The sequence below is a fragment of the Sutterella sp. genome (assembly GCF_030539355.1).
Classification (GTDB): domain Bacteria; phylum Pseudomonadota; class Gammaproteobacteria; order Burkholderiales; family Burkholderiaceae_F; genus Sutterella.
In genome coordinates, this window is sequence record NZ_JAUNSF010000014.1 from 32,223 (window position 1) to 46,752 (window position 14,530).

Below are 14,530 nucleotides of genomic sequence, written 5' to 3' on the forward strand. Positions count from 1 at the left end.
CGTCCCGCGGCGAGACCCCGAACAGAGAACTGACAAAAAACTGACCCGACTGGAGACCGAACCACTATGGGCACGCATCAACAGAATTCCGCGCTCGAGAATCACGGCGTCATCTGGCTCGCCGGCGAGGCGAGCGGCGACTACATCGCGAGCCTCGCGCTCGACGAGGTTTCAAAGCGCTTCGACGGCGCCCCGCAGTACGGCGTGGGCGGCTCGCGCATGCGCGAGAAGGGTTTCCACGCCTGGCACGACATCCGCGAGCTTTCCGTGCGCGGCTACGTCGAGGTGATCGCGCACCTGCCGCGCCTCATCCGCCTGCGCAACGATCTCGTGCAGCGCTTCGCCGCCTCGAGCCCCCGCGTGTTCGTCGGCGTCGACGCCCCGGACTTCAACCTCGGCATCGAGCAGCAGCTGCGCCGCCGCGGCATCCCGACCGTTCACTACGTGAGCCCCTCGATCTGGGCCTGGCGCCCCGAGCGCATCCACCAGATCCGCCGCTCCGTCGATCACATGCTCCTCGTCTTCCCGTTCGAGCAGGCGATCTACCGTCGCGCCGGCATTGACGCGACCTACGTCGGTCACCCGCTCGCGAGCGTCATTCCGATGGAGCCGGACCGCGAGGCCGCCCGCCGCGACTACGGCCTCGGCGAGGACTCGCTCCCGGTCGTCACCGTGATGCCGGGCTCCCGTCTTGACGAGGTCAAGGGCTGCGCCCCGGCCTTCTTCGGCGCCGTCGAGAAGCTCCTGCACCGCATGGGCGACATGCACGTCCTCATCCCCGCCGCCGACGAGCAGGCCCGCGAGAGGATCATCTTCATCGCCGGTCAGTACGCCCGCCTCGCGCAGCGCATGATCGTGCGCATCGGCGAGAGCCACCGCATGATCGAGGCCGCCGACGCGGTGCTCGTCGCCTCCGGCACGGCGACCCTCGAGGCCGCGCTCTACAAGAAGCCGATGGTCGTCGGCTACAGCATGCCCGCCCTCACCGGCGTGCTCATGCAGAAGAAGGGCCTCGTGCGCCATGTGTCGCTCCCCAACATCCTGATGGGCGAGAACGTCGTTCCCGAGTTCCTGCAGTACTACTGCCGTGCGGACCAGATCTCCTGGGCCCTTGAGGAGGCGCTCACGAACGAGGCGAAGAAGAAGGAGCTCGCCGAGCGCTTCTCCGCCCTGCACGAGACGCTGCGCGCCGACACGGCCTCGCTCGTCGCCGAGGTGCTCGCGTCGCGTGCGCTCCGCCGCTGGTAATCCTTTTCCTCCCCGCGTCCCCCGGGCTCTCAGGTCCGGGTGAGCGGAGAAGAGGCGCGGTGTCCGTTTTCCCGGGCTGCCGCGCCTTTCAATTTTCTGCATCCCCGGTTTCCGTCTTTCCATGCCGCGCCGCCCGTCCCCGAAACACACGAAATCCGCGTCCTCCGATCCGTTCGCCGGAAGTCTCTTCCTCGCCGACGGCCTCTCCGGGTTTCCGCTTCTCACCGCCGGCGTCGACGAGGCCGGACGCGGTCCTCTCGCCGGTCCCGTCACGGCCGCCGCGGTGATCCTTGATCCGGAGCGCCCGATCGAGGGCCTCGCCGACTCGAAGAAGCTCTCGGCGAAGCGCCGCGAGGAACTCGCGCCTCTGATCCGCGAGCGTGCGCTCGCCTGGGGCATCGGCTGGGCCTCGGTCGAGGAGATCGACCGCGTCAACATCCTTGAGGCGACGTTTCTCGCAATGGAGCGGGCGCTCGAGGCGCTCGAGACCTCGTCGGGCAGGGCGCCCGAGTTCATCGTGATCGACGGCAACCGGGCGCCCCATCATCTCAAGGCTCCCTTCGAGACGATCGTGAAGGGCGACGCGCTCGTGCCGGCGATCTCCGCAGCTTCGATTCTCGCGAAGACCGCGCGAGACGCGCTCATGGCCGAGCTCGACGGCGAGTACCCCGGCTACGGGTTCGCGGTCCATGCGGGCTACGGCACGAAGGCGCATCTCGAGGCCATCGCGCGCCTCGGGCCCTCGCCGGTGCACCGCAGGAGCTTCGAGCCCGTGAAGTCCATGTTTGCGTCCGAGGGCAAAACGCACTAGGCTTCAGAAACCCGTCGGACAAGAAGAAAGAACAGAACCCCGAGGCGCCCTAAGAAAGGTGCCCGCAGCACATCCCAGGACGTTCTCATGAGTCATCTCTACATTGAAAGCGACGCCAATCCGCGTGTGAAGCGCTGGAAGAAGCTTGCGACCGAACTCCGTGCCGTCCGCCGCGAGGGCGCGGCTCTGCTCGAGGGCATTCATCTCCTGCAGACGGTCGCCGAGCATCCGGAGGTCCGCGTGCACGCCGTCATGCTCTGCTCGGGCGCCGTGACCGAGGAGGCCGTGGATCTGGCCGAGACCGTGTCGGCCGAGCGCAAGGCGCCGGCCTTCCTCCTCGCCGACAGGATCTACTCGCAGATATCGCCCGTCGAGAACGGCGTCGGCGTGATGTGCGAGATCGAGATTCCCGTGCCCGCATCCGAGGATGACTGGGCCTGGGAGGATGCGCTCTACCTTGACGGCGTCCAGGACGCGGGCAACGTGGGAACGATGATCCGCACGGCCGCCGCGTCGGGCGTGAAGGCCGTCATCGCCGGCCCCGGCACCGCCGGGTTCTGGACCCCGCGCGTGCTGCGCGCGGCCATGGGCGCGCACTTCTCCGTGCACCTGATCGAGGGGATGAATCTGAGGAAATTCCGTGAGGCATACCGCGGGCGGCTGCTCGCCGCCGACGCGCGAGGGGGCTCGAACCTCTTCGAGGCCCCGGACTACACCTCCGCCGGCCCCGTCTGCTGGATGATGGGCGCGGAGGGCCCCGGTCTTTCGGCTGATGCGCTCGCAGTGTCCGATGAACGATACTGGATACCGATTTCGCCGGGCGTCGAATCGCTCAACGTCGGCGCCGCCGCGGCCGTCTGTCTCTTTGACTCGAGCCGCCGCCGCGCGCTGCGCAAAGGGACGTCTCCGGCGGCAGAATAATTTTCCGCACTCACAAACCCGGCTCCCGGGCGGATTCCTTTTCGCACTTGCGGCTCCCTGACGAGCCGAAAGGGAATGCGCCGGGGAGGGAACATCTCAATTTTTCTGAGAGGCATTTCTCCATGCTTAATTTCTCCTATCAGAATTCCACCCGTCTCGTCTTCGGCCGTGACGCCGAGCTTTCCGTGGGCAAGACAGCCCTGGATGTTCTCGGTGCGCCGGGCAAGGTGCTCGTCATCTACGGCGGCGGCTCCGCGGTCCGCACCGGCATTCTCGGCGCCGTCGAGAAGAGCCTCGAGGAGGCGGGCTTCACCGTCCTCGACAAGGGCGGCGTCCAGCCGAATCCCCGCATGGGCTTCATCCGCGAGACGATCGACTGGATCCGTGACCAGGGCGTCAAGGCTGTCGTCGCCGTCGGCGGCGGTTCCGTGATCGACACCGCCAAGGCCGTCGCCATGGGCCTTGAGTACGAGGGTGACTGCTGGGACTTCTTCGAAGGCAAGGCCAAGCCCGTCAAGGCCGCCCCCGTCTTCGCCGTCCTCACGATTCCCGCCGCGGGCTCCGAGCAGTCGATCCGCTGCGTGATCACGCACCACGGCACGAAGGCCGGCATCGGCGTCGAGTGCATCCGCCCGAAGGCCGCCTTCATCAACCCCGAGCGCTTCTTCACGCTCCCGCCCGTGCAGGTGAGCGCGGGTGTGCTCGACATGTTCTCGCACATCCTCGAGCGCTACTTCTCGAACACCACGAACACGGCCTACACCGACGGCCAGGCCGAGGCGGCCCTGCGCACGATCATCGAGTTCGGCCCGAAGGTGCTTGCCGACGTGAAGGACTATGACTCCTGGTGCCAGATCGGCCTCGCGGGCTCCTACGCCCACAACGGCTACTTCGGTCTCGGCCGCGAGGAGGACTGGGCCTGCCACGCGATCGAGCACGAGATCTCGGGCTGGAACGAGAACATCACCCACGGCTGCGGTCTCGCCGTCGTGATCCCGGCTTGGATGCGCTATGTCTCGAAGTTCGCCCCGGCCCGCTTCGTCACCTTCGCCGTCAACGTGATGGGAGTCGCCCCGCAGGCTGACGAGAAGGCCACGATCGAGCTCGGCATCGCGAAGTTCGTCGGCTGGATCCAGGCGCTCAAGCTCCCGACCACGCTTGAGGCCCTCGGCGCCGCCGACTGCCCGATCGAGTCCCTCGCCCACCACTGCTGCCGCAACGGCACGGTCGGTCATCTCAAGGCGCTCGACGCCGACGATGTCGAGGCGATCCTCACGGGTGCCCGCTGATCGCTGAAGGAACCAAGCGCCATGCCTCAGAAGCCTGCCAGAGGCGCCCGCCGGGCGCCGTCCGCTCCCCAGCATCCCGGCGAGGTGCTCGCCGCGATCCTCGCCGACACGCCTCCCGCGCTCGCCGCGAAGTGGTTCGCCCTTGACGAGGCGTCCCTCGGGAAGGTGCTCGCCGGTGCCGCACCCTTGACGCCCGAGATGGCCGCCACGGCCGGCACGATCTTCGGCACGGGCGCCGCGCCGTGGATCGAGATGCAGTCCGCCTGGGACGAGTGGCAGGCGGCAGAGGCCGCCCGCAGAGCGGCGAAGGCCGCGAAGTAAGGTCCTGAAGGCGCACGGACGAGAAGAGGGAGGCCCCGCGAAAGGCCTCCCTCTTTTCCTTTGACGGTTTCCCGGTCGCGCCTGATCAGCGCTTGAGGAGATCGGTGATCGTCAGGTTGAGGATGGGCGACGAGCGGCGCGAAAGCTCCTCGGTGACAAGCTTCTGCGCGAGCGAGAGGAGCGTGTTCTCGAGGCCCTTCTTCGGGTCCTTGAGCAGGAGCTGCATCGATTCCTTCGGGCAGCTCTTCATCACGACGCGCGTGAGCGTCGACTGCGCCTTCTGCTCGACGCTCTTGCGCTTGCTGTCGGAGATGGCCGTGATGCTCTTCGCGGCCTCGGTCTTTCCGATCGTCACGAACGCCCACTGCACGAACACGTCGCGGTCGGTGCCCGAGGTGTTCTTGTAGAGACAGTCGGCGAGCGCCTCGGCGGGCTCGGCGGCGGACACGGGCAGGGCGGCGGGAAGAAGGAGCGCGGCGAGCGCTGCGGCGGCAAGCTTGCGGGTCATTGGAGTCATCGTTCCTTGGAAAAGGTGTGGAAAGTACGATTCTGAAAGTATAGGAACGCCACCGGACGGCTGAGGAGGCGGGCGAAGCGCTTCGATACAATTCGACGGGTCCGTCATCAGGCCCGCGGCTCTTGCCGACGGACTTCCGGAAAAGCAGGAATTCAAGGATTTTTCAATGACCTACGTCCCGTGTGACTACTCGCTCGCAGACATCGGGCGCTTCACCGAGCTCTCGATTCGCCGCGGGATTCCGCTCGCGAACCTCGTCGCGGCCGAGCCCCGCGACAGGCGGCTCGTGGCCGGGGCGGCGCTTCTTCCGACCGCGGGACGCCGGCTCACGGAAGAGGAGCTTCGGCAGGCATTCGCTGATTTTCTCGCGGGTGCGGCCGACTGGCTCGTGAGCGCCCCGGATGAATTGAAGGAAATCTGCCTCGCCGAGGGGCTTCTTGAGCGCACGGGGGGCGGGTATGCCAATCATCTTGAGCCGCTCCCCGGCGTGACGATGCGGCGGCTCCTCGACGAGCTCGAGGCTGCCCGCACGATCCTCGCCGAGCGGCGCGCGAGGATGCGCGAGTCGCTCCAGGCGAGGAACCGCACGGTGAACGCGGCCCCCTCGCCCGCGGCCGACCCCGAGGCCGACCGCCGCTTCATGCGCGAGGCGCTCCGGGAGGCGCAGGCGGCCTTCGAGGCGGGCGAGGTGCCCGTCGGCGCCGTCGTCGTGAAGGAGGGCGAGATTGTCGCGCGCGGCGCCAACGAGACGCTGCGCACGGGCGACCCCACGGCGCACGCGGAGGTGGTGGCCATCAGGCGTGCCGCCCGGGCGCTCTGCAACCACCGGATCGGCGGAACGACGCTCTACGTGACGCTCGAGCCCTGCCCGATGTGCGCGGGCGCGATCGCCGAGGCGCGCTGCGCGAGGATCGTCTACGGCGCGCCGGACGCGCGCCGCGGGGCGCTCGAGGGGGCGCTGAGGCTCTTTGACATCCCGGGCGTCAACCATCGCCCGGTGATCACGGGCGGCGTGCTCGCCGAGGAAGGGGCGAAGCTTGTGAAGACATTTTTCGAGGGGCGCCGCTCGGCGGCCCGGGAGGAGGACGAATGACAGAGGTGGATCGGGACGTCGGCAGGCTGCGCGAGCATGCCGCGGAGATTCTCACCGGGACCCCGGACGCGCGGTGGCGCTGGCGCGTGGCCTGCGTGAAGATGCTCCTCGGGGGCGTTCCGCTTGCCGTGCTCGCCGATGCGACGGGGGAGACCCAGGCGACGCTGCGCGCCTGGGCGCTCCGGGCCTGCGCGAAGGGGCTCGAGGCGCTGCGCGAGACGGACGGAAAGTGAGATTTCCGAAGAGAATCATTGAGGAAGAGAAGACAATGAATGCCGGTGACGATGTTTTCCGCGGCCGCAGGATCGTGATTCCCGCGCCCTCACACCAGGTGATCACGAGGACGGGTGAAATTGACCATGCGCGCCGGGAGCGGGGACTCCGCGGGCTGAGAAGCCTCGGCATGATTCCGGTCATGATGGGCGGGGCCTTCGAATGCATGGGGCGGCTCGCCGGCGATGACGAACGCCGCGCGGCGGACTTCGAGCAGGCGCTTCTCTCGAGGGAAGCCGATCTCGTGATGGCGTTCCGCGGCGGATACGGCATGACGCGTGTGCTGCCGCTCCTTGACTGGGAGCGGATCGGGCGGGCGACGCTTCCCATGGTGGGGTACTCCGACTTCACGGCCTTCAATCTCGCGCTCCTCGCGAAGACCGGGCGCCCCTCGTGGCACGGCCCGATGCTGATGAGCTTCGAGCGCCTCGATCCCTTCATGGTCAAGCGGTTCGGCGTGGTGTTCGGCGCCGATCCGGGGTCGCTCGAGTGGGAGGGCGAGGCCGGACTCATCGGGAGCGGCACCGCGGGCAGGTTCACGGGGACGCTCTGGGGCGGCAACCTCTGCCTCATCGAGAGTCTCGTCGGCACGCGCTGGTTCCCTTCCGACGCGGTCGAGGGCGGCATTCTCTTCCTCGAGGACGTGGACGAGGCCGCGTACCGCGTCGAGCGCATGCTGCTCACGCTCCTCGAAGCCGGAATTCTTGAGAAGCAGAAGGCGATTCTGATCGGCAGCTTCACGGGCGCCGACGACGCGTGGCGCTTCGAGGGCGACTACACCGTCGCCTCGGTGCTCGGGACCATCAGGAGGCGCCTGCCCGCCCGGATTCCGATGGTGACGGGCTTCCCCTTCGGGCATGTTCCGCCGCAGGCCACTCTTCCCGTGGGCGTCCCCGCGGAGCTTGAGCTCTCGGGCACGCACGCCGCGCTCGCCTTCGGAGGTCTCCGATGAGTTCCTCGCGCCGCTCGATCTTTCGCTTTCTGAGAAGGTTCCTCTCGCTTCCGGCCTCGCGGAGCATCACCGCGCACACGCTCGCGAAGCTCTTTCTCACGTCGCTGAGGCTCTATCCCGTCGCGATCGCCGCGCAGTTCATCGGCATGGCGAGCATGACGGCGGCCTTCTGGACGAGCGGCGTCTCGCGCATCGCGCTCGTGGTCTGGGGCGTCTTCGGACTTGTCGAGCTCTGGTTCTCGCTTGTCTTCGTGCGCAGCTTCTGGCGCGACACGAGGCGCGCCGAGCGCATCCGTCTCTGGATCCGTCGCTGGACGATCCTCGCCTCCTGCGCGGGCATCATCTGGGGCACGGCGGGCGTCATGCTCGTCATTCCGCATCCGGGTCTGCTGCAGGTGCTCGTCGTCGCCATCATCGTGGCGGTGACCTTCGCGAGCTGGCCCGTCTACTCGTGCTGGATGCCGTCGCTCGCCGCGTTCTCGCTCCTCTCGCTCGCCCCGGTGACGATCACCGTGGCCGTGCAGTACGGCGTGAGCCAGACGATGATGGCGCTGATCGGCATCATTCTGCTCGGCTTCGTGCTCTACTCGGGCCGGCGCCTGAATGAGATCCTCCTTTCGACGATCCTCTCGGACGATCAGAACCAGCGCCTCGTGCAGCGCCTCAAGGTCGAGGTGACGCGCACCGAGAACGCCCGCCGCGCGACCGAGCTCGAGAGCGCCCGCCGGGCGCAGTTCTTCGCTGCGGCGAACCATGACATCCGCCAGCCCCTGCAGGCGATGGGCATCTTCCTCGACATCCTCAAGCGCCGCGCGACGCCCCAGACGGCGCCCGTGATCGAGCAGATCTCGCAGACCTCGAAGACGATCTCGACGCTTGTCGAGCAGGTGCTTGAGGTCTCGCGCATGGAGTTCGGGCGCCTCGAGCTTCATCCCGAGGTGATCACGATCCCCGAGCTCTTCTCCGGGCTCGCCCGCGACTTCGTGCCGCTCGCGCGGAAGAAGGGGCTTGAGCTCCGCATCCAGCCGATACCCGCGGCCGTCATGACCGACCGTCTGATGATCCGCCGGGCGCTGCAGAACCTCATCAGCAACGCCATCCACTACACCGACCGCCCGGGCGCGGAGATCGTGCTCGCGGCGAGGCGCGTGGGCAACCACAAGGTGACGCTCGGCGTCTATGACGCCGGCCCTGGTCTCACCGGCGAGGAGCGCGGGAAGATCTTCGACACCTTCTACCGCGGCAAGGCGGGAAAGCGCCAGCCGGGCGAGGGCTTCGGCCTCGGTCTCTCGATCGTCAAGGGCATCTGCCGTCAGCTCGGCATCCAGCTCACCGTGGGTTCCCGCCCCGGGCGCGGCTCGGTCTTCCGCCTCGTGCTCGACTTGGTCGAGACCGAACAGGTCCAGGTGCTTGAGAGCAAGCCCGAGGGCGACGCCCCGGTCGACCGGTTCGAGGGCGCCATCGCGCTCCTCGAGGACAATCCCTTCGTGGGCGAGGCACTCTCTGCGACGCTCACGAGCTGGGGCGCCACGGTCGTGAAGGCCGAGGCCTGGAGCGAGGAATTCCTCGAGCGCGCCCGCGAGGCGCGCGCGGAGAAGGGCAGGCTCGTGCTCCTCAGCGACTTCAACCTCGGCGACGGCGAGCTCACGGGTCTCGCCGCGGCGGGCCGCCTCGAGGCCGGGCTCGGCGACCGCGTGCCCACAGTGCTCCTCACGGCCGTCGCGACGGACCTGATCGAAGCCGAGTGGCGCCGCATGAAGGAGGCGGGCGAATCGGTGCCGGCCGAGATGCCGGTGATCCTGCAGAAGCCCGCGTCCGACAAGGCGCTCTCGGCCGCGATCGCCGGGGTCGCCTCCCGCTCGGGTCCCGTCTCAATGCTTCAGGGTCGCACCGAAGGATGACGAAACGCCCGCGGCCTTCAGGCTCACGGGCGTTCTTCAGGGGCAGGTCTGACGTGAGGCCTCAGAGCGCGATGTCGAATCCGGCGCGGCGTGCGGCGAGCAGCGCTTCGGTGCGGTTCGTGGCGCCGAAGGCGCGGTAGATCGCGGCGACGTGGGTCTTCACGGTGCCCTCGGAAAGGTTGAGGTCGCGGCAGATGCGCTTGATGGGCGCGCCCTGCGCGAGGAGCCCCAGAACCTCCTTCTGGCGGTCGGTGAGGTGGACGGTCTCGGTGGCGCCGCCCTCGGGTCTGAGCTGCTGGGCCGCGCGCGAGATGAAGCCCGTGCGCTGCGAATCCGTGAGGAGCTTCGAGGGAATGAAGACGCCGCCCTTGAGCACAAAGTCAATGGCGTTGCCGAGCATCTCGGTGTCGAGCGACTTCGGGACGAACCCGGCGGCGCCGAGCTGCAGCGTCCGCATGATGCTCTCGGGATCGGCGACCCCGGAGATCACGAGGATCTTGAGCATGGGCTGGTCCCGGACGATCTCCTCCATCAGTTCCGTGCCCGTGACATCCGGCAGCGACAGGTCGAGAATGAGGAGGTCGGCGTCGGACTCGCGGTTCACAAGCTGCAGCGCCTCGGTGGCGGTGGACGCTGTGTGGACCTCGGCCTCCGGATCCCGGTCCTGCAGCATCAGCGTCAGGGCGCCGGTGATGAGCGCGTGATCGTCAACGATGAGATATTTCATGAAAATTCTTTTCGGGCGACACCCCGGGCGCAGGTTATTCGCCGGAGGGAGGGTGTCAACAATGGGTGTTCAGTGCATCCCGTCATATTACCGCGCCGGAATTGCCGCGGAAGCCCCTGACACTGAGAGGTATCGCTAAGTCGTGTCTCAACAGTTTTACCTGAAGAGTCTGCTCGGACGGCTCGCCCGTTCCTCATTCCGCGCCGGATTCCATCTCTCCCGCGCCGACATCGAGGTGATCCGCAGGAAAGGCCTCGCCACGGTCCGCCGTCATGCCCGCGAGATCGTCGCGGAACGCCTCGCGCCGGCGGAGATCCCGAACGACGGCCGGCAGACGCCCTGGCGCGGCTACCCGGTGTTCGTCGCGCAGCACGCGTGCGCCTGCTGCTGCCGAGGGTGCCTCTTCAAGTGGCAGGGAATCCCGAAGGACCGGGCGCTCACGGAGGCGGAGGTCGAGAGCGTGACGGCGCTCCTCTCGGCCTGGATCGAAGGGGAATTGAGGCGCGCGGGGCTCGACCCCGCGGCACTCGAGGACCCAGCTCCCGGCGGGGAGGCCGGGAAGCCCGTGCCTGCGGACGACGGCTCCGGCATGGACTCGCTCTTCGAATAAAGAATGCGCCGGCTTCCAGAAGGAAAACCGGCGCATCGCTAAAGGCGCTTCAGGGAAACTGAACTATCAGTTCTCGTTGCCCGTCGGGGTGAGACCGTGGCGGGCGGCCCAGGTCCACGGATTGGCGAGCCAGTCGATGAGCGTCTCTTTCTTCGAGGCCTCGAGCTTGCCGAGCTCGATCGCCTTGTCGAGCACGAGCGTGAAGTCGAGGAGCTCGTGGCAGACGACGTTCTCCTTCTTGAAGAGCTTCGAGGTCTCGTCGATGCCGAAGGAGGTGATGGCGAGGCAGTTCTCGACGATGGCGCCCTCCTCCTTGAGGCCTTCGACGGCCGAGAGGAGCGAGAGACCGGTCGAGATGTGGTCCTCGATGATGAGGACGCGCTTGCCCTTCACCGACGTGCCCTCGACGCGGCTGTGGTCGCCGTAGGTCTTGGCGCGCTGGCGCACGAACACGTGGGGCTTGCCGAGGCGGTAGGCGAGGGCGGCGGCGTGCGAGACGCCCGCGCCCTCGACGCCGGCGATGATGTCGAACTCAAGGCCGAGCTGGCTGATGCGCGAGCAGGTCGTCTCGATGATGTCGCGCCAGGCGTCCGGGTGGCCGGTGAGCGAGCGGTTGTCGACGTAGATCGGCGTGACGAGGCCGCTCTTGAGGCGCATCGGATCGTCGGTCAGGAAGGAGACGGCGCCGTACTTGACGAGGTGGCCGGCGAGAATGTCGTTGGCAATGGGAGAGACGTACATTTTCTTCAATGCTCCTCAGTCAGTTAGTCAATGCCGATCGCCTTGCGGCCGTTCACCGTGGCGATCTTCACGAGCTCGTCGAAGTAGTCGAAGCGGCAGCCCGTGGCGAGCGTGGTCATCTCGTGCCACATGTCGCCGGCGTTCCAGGGAACCATGGCATCGCAGACGTTGTCGGTGCCGAGCGCGACCGTGATGCCCGCGGGCACGAGCTCGTCGACCGGGGTCATGGAGTTGTGCATCGGGACGAGCTGCTCGGAGCGCGGCGTGTCGATCCAGGCGGTCGGGCAGGCGATCATCATGACGTTGGCGCGCTTCATGAGCGCGTAGAGGCGCTCGCGGTAGGCCTTCGAGTGAGCGCCGATCGAGATGCCGTGGATGGCGACCACGCGGCCCTCAAGGCCGTGCTCGATCGTCTTCTCGCAGAGCTGCTCGGTCTCGTACTCGAGCGACTCGTTGAACTGGTCGACGTGGACGTGGACCATCTTGCCGAGGCGCTTGGCGGTGCCGAGGATGATGTCGAAGGCCTCGTCGCCCTTGCCGTAGTCACGCTCGTCGCGCTTCGGGAGCGCGCCGATGATGTCCACGAGCTCGGCGCCGATGTCGAACCACTTGCGGGCCTCGGGGTTGATCACGCCCTTCAGGGTCTGGTTGGCGAACTTGACCGTGAGCTGGTCCTTGTAGTGCTCACGGGCGCGCAGGCCGGCCTTGATTGCGCGGTCCTCGCTCTGCGGGTCGATGTCGACGAAGGTGGCGAGAGCCGTGACGCCCTGGGAGATCTGGTTCTCGAAGAAGGTCGAGAAGCGACGGTAGAAGTCCTCCTCGGTCGACTCGCGCTTGAGTCGGTCGAGGGCGTCCCACTTCTGCTGGAGCGTGCAGGTGCGGCGCATCTCAAGCACATCGGGACTCAGGGTGTAGGCGCGGTCAGCGTGGGCGTGGGTGTTGACCCAGCCGCCGGCGGCCCGGATCGCGGGCTCGAGCATGTCGCGGATCGTCAGCGGGGCATTCTCAGTCGTGGACATTGACGAATCTCCTAGCAGAGTGGCAGTTTTGAGAGTGTTTGGAAGGAAACCTCACAAAAAAAGCCGTGAACGCGGTGTGATCACGTTTCATCAGCTTAAATTGACAGCACTCTATAGATGAACTACCTAGGGGTCAAATTCCGGAAACACTCTGTAACAGTCTTGGCCGATGCGCTGCGGACACAAAAAAGGCCGCGGAGCCACTTCCGCGGCCGAAAACTTTTTCGAGGAAAATCAGTTCGGTGCGTAGAACTGCTTCAGGCGGTCGGAGCGGAAGACAAGCGCCGAGAGGATCGAGAAGAGCGCGCAGCCGCCGAGGATCGCGCAGGCGAGGTACCAGGGCTCGCCCCACATCATGCGGCGCAGGACGAGGAAGTAGTCGGCGCGGATCCATTCGATGCCCCAGAGGACCATGAGGAAGGACTGCAACCAGGCGATGGGGCGGTGCGGGACGGCGAGCAGCATCGCGGCGCAGAGCGGCAGCGCCGCATAGTTGCCGAGTCCGTTGAACTGCAGGTGCGCGGCCATCAGGACGTGGGCGAGGGCGGGAAAAATCAGTCGGAACATCAGTTCTTCCTTTCAGAATCGGGAGCCGGGCGGGCCGGACGGGCGGTGTTGCGGGGTTTCTCCGGCGCCTCGCGCCTGAGATCGATGAGATGCTGGACGGCGAGCCTCGGGTGCGTCCAGATGAGCCTCGGGCCGGCCCAGCGCATCATCTTCCGCGCGACCTCGCGCTCCCTGGGCTTGTAGCAGTGGATTTTGCACTTGCCGCAGACGGGCTTCTCGCCGCCGTAGGGGCAGCAGGCGAGGCGTTTGAGCGCATAGGCGAGGAACTCCTGACAGGCCGGACAGAGATTCTTCCCGTCCGTGCCGTGGAAATGCGCGCAGAAGTCGCCCGTCATGATGCGGATCGTGGCCGCCTCCTCCTTCAGGCGCGGAATCTCCTCAAGGCGCGCCATCCTGTCCTTCGGCTTCGGCCGGACGGCGGGGGCGGTGGTCTCTTTCTCTTCGGTCATGTGAATGAATTGCTGGGATCGGAACCCCGGGACGGGCGGTCGCGCTCCCGGTGGCGTATAACGTCAGGTAACCCGCGCGGCCGCCTTCAGGCAGTCCGCGGGAGAACAAATTATGCCTTTTCAGGGCAACTTTTACAGCGGTTCCTTAGAGATGCACCACATACCCCGGAGTGAGTATTGATGACCCAGATATACGATCCCGTCGCGCTTCGCCGTGAACTCCATGAGATGCCCGAGCTGGGCTTGAAGGAGGTGAAGACCTCGAAGTACGTCGCCGAGAAGCTTGAGGCGCTCGGCATTGAGACCCAGCGCGAGGTGGGCGGCACCACCGGCGTGCTCGGCATCATCCGCGGCGCCGAGCCCGGTCCCGTCTTCCTGATCCGCGCCGACATGGACGCGCTGCCCTTCATCATCGACGGCAAGCCCTGCTGCATCCACGCCTGCGGGCACGACGCCCACACGGCCATGCTCCTCGCCGCGGCGAGCCGCCTGAAGGACAAGGTCCGCCGCGGCACGCTCAAGCTCCTCTTCCAGCCCGCCGAGGAGACGCTCAAGGGCGCTCCCGCGATGCTCAAGGCCGGCGTCTTCGACGACGTCGAGTACGCGCTCGGCGCCCACATCCGTCCGATCCAGGATGTGCCCGCCGGCAAGCTCTGCGCCGCCGTGCGCCACACCTCGAGCTCGACGCTCTGGGTCGAGATCCAGGGCCGCCAGGCGCATGCCTCGCGCCCCCACCTCGGCGTCAACGCGATCGACGTCTCGGTCGCGGTGATCGAGGGCATCCAGGCGATCTGGCTCGACCCGAAGATGTCCTGGTCGGCCAAGGCCACGCAGATCCACTCCGACGCGGGCGCCTCGAACACGGTTCCCGACAAGGCCCGCATCACCTTTGACGTGCGCGCGCAGACGAACGATCTGATGGACGAGCTCCTCGAGCGCATCAAGCAGGTCGTCGCGGGCGTCTCCGCCGCCTACGGCGCCGAGGGCAAGGTGATCCTGAACGACATCTGCCCGGCCTGCTGGTACGACGACGACTTCACGGCCGAGGTCGCCGACGCCATCCGCGAGACCGCCGGCGCGGACAATCTCGC

17 protein-coding genes are annotated in these 14,530 nt (G+C 67.0%); 11 read left to right on the top strand and 6 right to left on the bottom strand.

Annotation, left to right across the window (positions count from 1 at the left end):
- Positions 1–66: 66 nt before the first annotated feature.
- The 5 genes from lpxB to Q4F91_RS04180 all read left to right on the top strand — a co-directional run bounded on the left by lpxB (position 67) and on the right by Q4F91_RS04180 (position 4,590).
- The gene (gene lpxB / locus Q4F91_RS04160; protein WP_303334847.1) at positions 67–1,248 is read left to right on the top strand and encodes a lipid-A-disaccharide synthase; all 1,182 of its coding nucleotides are present in this window, start codon (positions 67–69) and stop codon (positions 1,246–1,248) included.
- Between the two features lie 121 nt (positions 1,249–1,369).
- Positions 1,370–2,059: a ribonuclease HII gene (rnhB, locus tag Q4F91_RS04165; protein WP_303334849.1), complete on the top strand. Its 690-nt coding sequence runs from the start codon at positions 1,370–1,372 to the stop codon at positions 2,057–2,059.
- Between the two features lie 87 nt (positions 2,060–2,146).
- Positions 2,147–2,980, top strand: coding sequence for an RNA methyltransferase (locus tag Q4F91_RS04170; RefSeq protein ID WP_303334850.1), 834 nt, complete (start codon positions 2,147–2,149; stop codon positions 2,978–2,980).
- 122 nt (positions 2,981–3,102) lie between these two features.
- Positions 3,103–4,269, top strand: a complete 1,167-nt coding sequence (locus Q4F91_RS04175; protein WP_303334852.1) for an iron-containing alcohol dehydrogenase — start codon at positions 3,103–3,105, stop codon at positions 4,267–4,269.
- Between the two features lie 21 nt (positions 4,270–4,290).
- Positions 4,291–4,590: a hypothetical protein gene (locus Q4F91_RS04180; RefSeq protein WP_303334854.1), complete on the top strand. Its 300-nt coding sequence runs from the start codon at positions 4,291–4,293 to the stop codon at positions 4,588–4,590.
- A gap of 85 nt (positions 4,591–4,675) precedes the next feature.
- On the opposite strand, the gene Q4F91_RS04185 is transcribed toward Q4F91_RS04180, so the two are convergent.
- On the bottom strand, positions 4,676–5,098 hold the full coding sequence (locus Q4F91_RS04185; protein ID WP_303334856.1) for a hypothetical protein: 423 nt from the start codon (positions 5,096–5,098) through the stop codon (positions 4,676–4,678).
- A gap of 175 nt (positions 5,099–5,273) precedes the next feature.
- Here Q4F91_RS04185 and tadA point away from each other — a divergent pair, with 175 nt between their 5' ends.
- From tadA to Q4F91_RS04205, 4 genes are read left to right on the top strand one after another with little or no spacing between them, the layout of a single operon-like run.
- Entirely contained in the window at positions 5,274–6,200 is a 927-nt protein-coding gene (tadA, locus tag Q4F91_RS04190) for a tRNA adenosine(34) deaminase TadA (protein ID WP_303334858.1), read from the top strand.
- Positions 6,197–6,433: a hypothetical protein gene (locus Q4F91_RS04195; RefSeq protein ID WP_303334860.1), complete on the top strand. Its 237-nt coding sequence runs from the start codon at positions 6,197–6,199 to the stop codon at positions 6,431–6,433. The genes tadA and Q4F91_RS04195 overlap by 4 nt, the downstream gene beginning before the upstream one ends.
- 35 nt (positions 6,434–6,468) lie before the next feature.
- Complete coding sequence (locus Q4F91_RS04200) at positions 6,469–7,425, top strand: LD-carboxypeptidase (protein WP_303334861.1); 957 nt, start codon at positions 6,469–6,471, stop codon at positions 7,423–7,425.
- Entirely contained in the window at positions 7,422–9,326 is a 1,905-nt protein-coding gene (locus Q4F91_RS04205) for a HAMP domain-containing sensor histidine kinase (RefSeq protein ID WP_303334863.1), read from the top strand. The genes Q4F91_RS04200 and Q4F91_RS04205 overlap by 4 nt, the downstream gene beginning before the upstream one ends.
- A 61-nt stretch (positions 9,327–9,387) precedes the next feature.
- On the opposite strand, the gene Q4F91_RS04210 is transcribed toward Q4F91_RS04205, so the two are convergent.
- Complete coding sequence (locus Q4F91_RS04210; protein ID WP_303334865.1) at positions 9,388–10,053, bottom strand: response regulator transcription factor; 666 nt, start codon at positions 10,051–10,053, stop codon at positions 9,388–9,390.
- Positions 10,054–10,195: 142 nt separating this feature from the next.
- Here Q4F91_RS04210 and Q4F91_RS04215 point away from each other — a divergent pair, with 142 nt between their 5' ends.
- On the top strand, positions 10,196–10,663 hold the full coding sequence (locus tag Q4F91_RS04215) for a DUF4186 domain-containing protein (protein WP_303334867.1): 468 nt from the start codon (positions 10,196–10,198) through the stop codon (positions 10,661–10,663).
- Positions 10,664–10,729: 66 nt separating this feature from the next.
- Here Q4F91_RS04215 and Q4F91_RS04220 read toward each other — a convergent pair whose 3' ends face one another.
- The 4 genes from Q4F91_RS04220 to Q4F91_RS04235 all read right to left on the bottom strand — a co-directional run bounded on the left by Q4F91_RS04220 (position 10,730) and on the right by Q4F91_RS04235 (position 13,439).
- A complete protein-coding gene (locus Q4F91_RS04220) occupies positions 10,730–11,404 on the bottom strand; it encodes an orotate phosphoribosyltransferase (RefSeq protein ID WP_303334869.1) in 675 nt (224 codons plus the stop codon).
- Positions 11,405–11,427: 23 nt separating this feature from the next.
- Complete coding sequence (locus Q4F91_RS04225; RefSeq protein ID WP_303334871.1) at positions 11,428–12,423, bottom strand: amidohydrolase family protein; 996 nt, start codon at positions 12,421–12,423, stop codon at positions 11,428–11,430.
- Positions 12,424–12,657: 234 nt separating this feature from the next.
- Positions 12,658–12,990, bottom strand: coding sequence for a hypothetical protein (locus Q4F91_RS04230; protein ID WP_303334873.1), 333 nt, complete (start codon positions 12,988–12,990; stop codon positions 12,658–12,660).
- A complete protein-coding gene (locus Q4F91_RS04235) occupies positions 12,990–13,439 on the bottom strand; it encodes a nitrous oxide-stimulated promoter family protein (RefSeq protein WP_303334874.1) in 450 nt (149 codons plus the stop codon). Before Q4F91_RS04235 ends, Q4F91_RS04230 begins: the two co-directional genes overlap by 1 nt.
- Before the next feature lie 180 nt (positions 13,440–13,619).
- Here Q4F91_RS04235 and Q4F91_RS04240 point away from each other — a divergent pair.
- On the top strand, positions 13,620–14,530 hold a 911-nt coding region (locus Q4F91_RS04240), incomplete at its 3' end, for an amidohydrolase (RefSeq protein WP_303334876.1).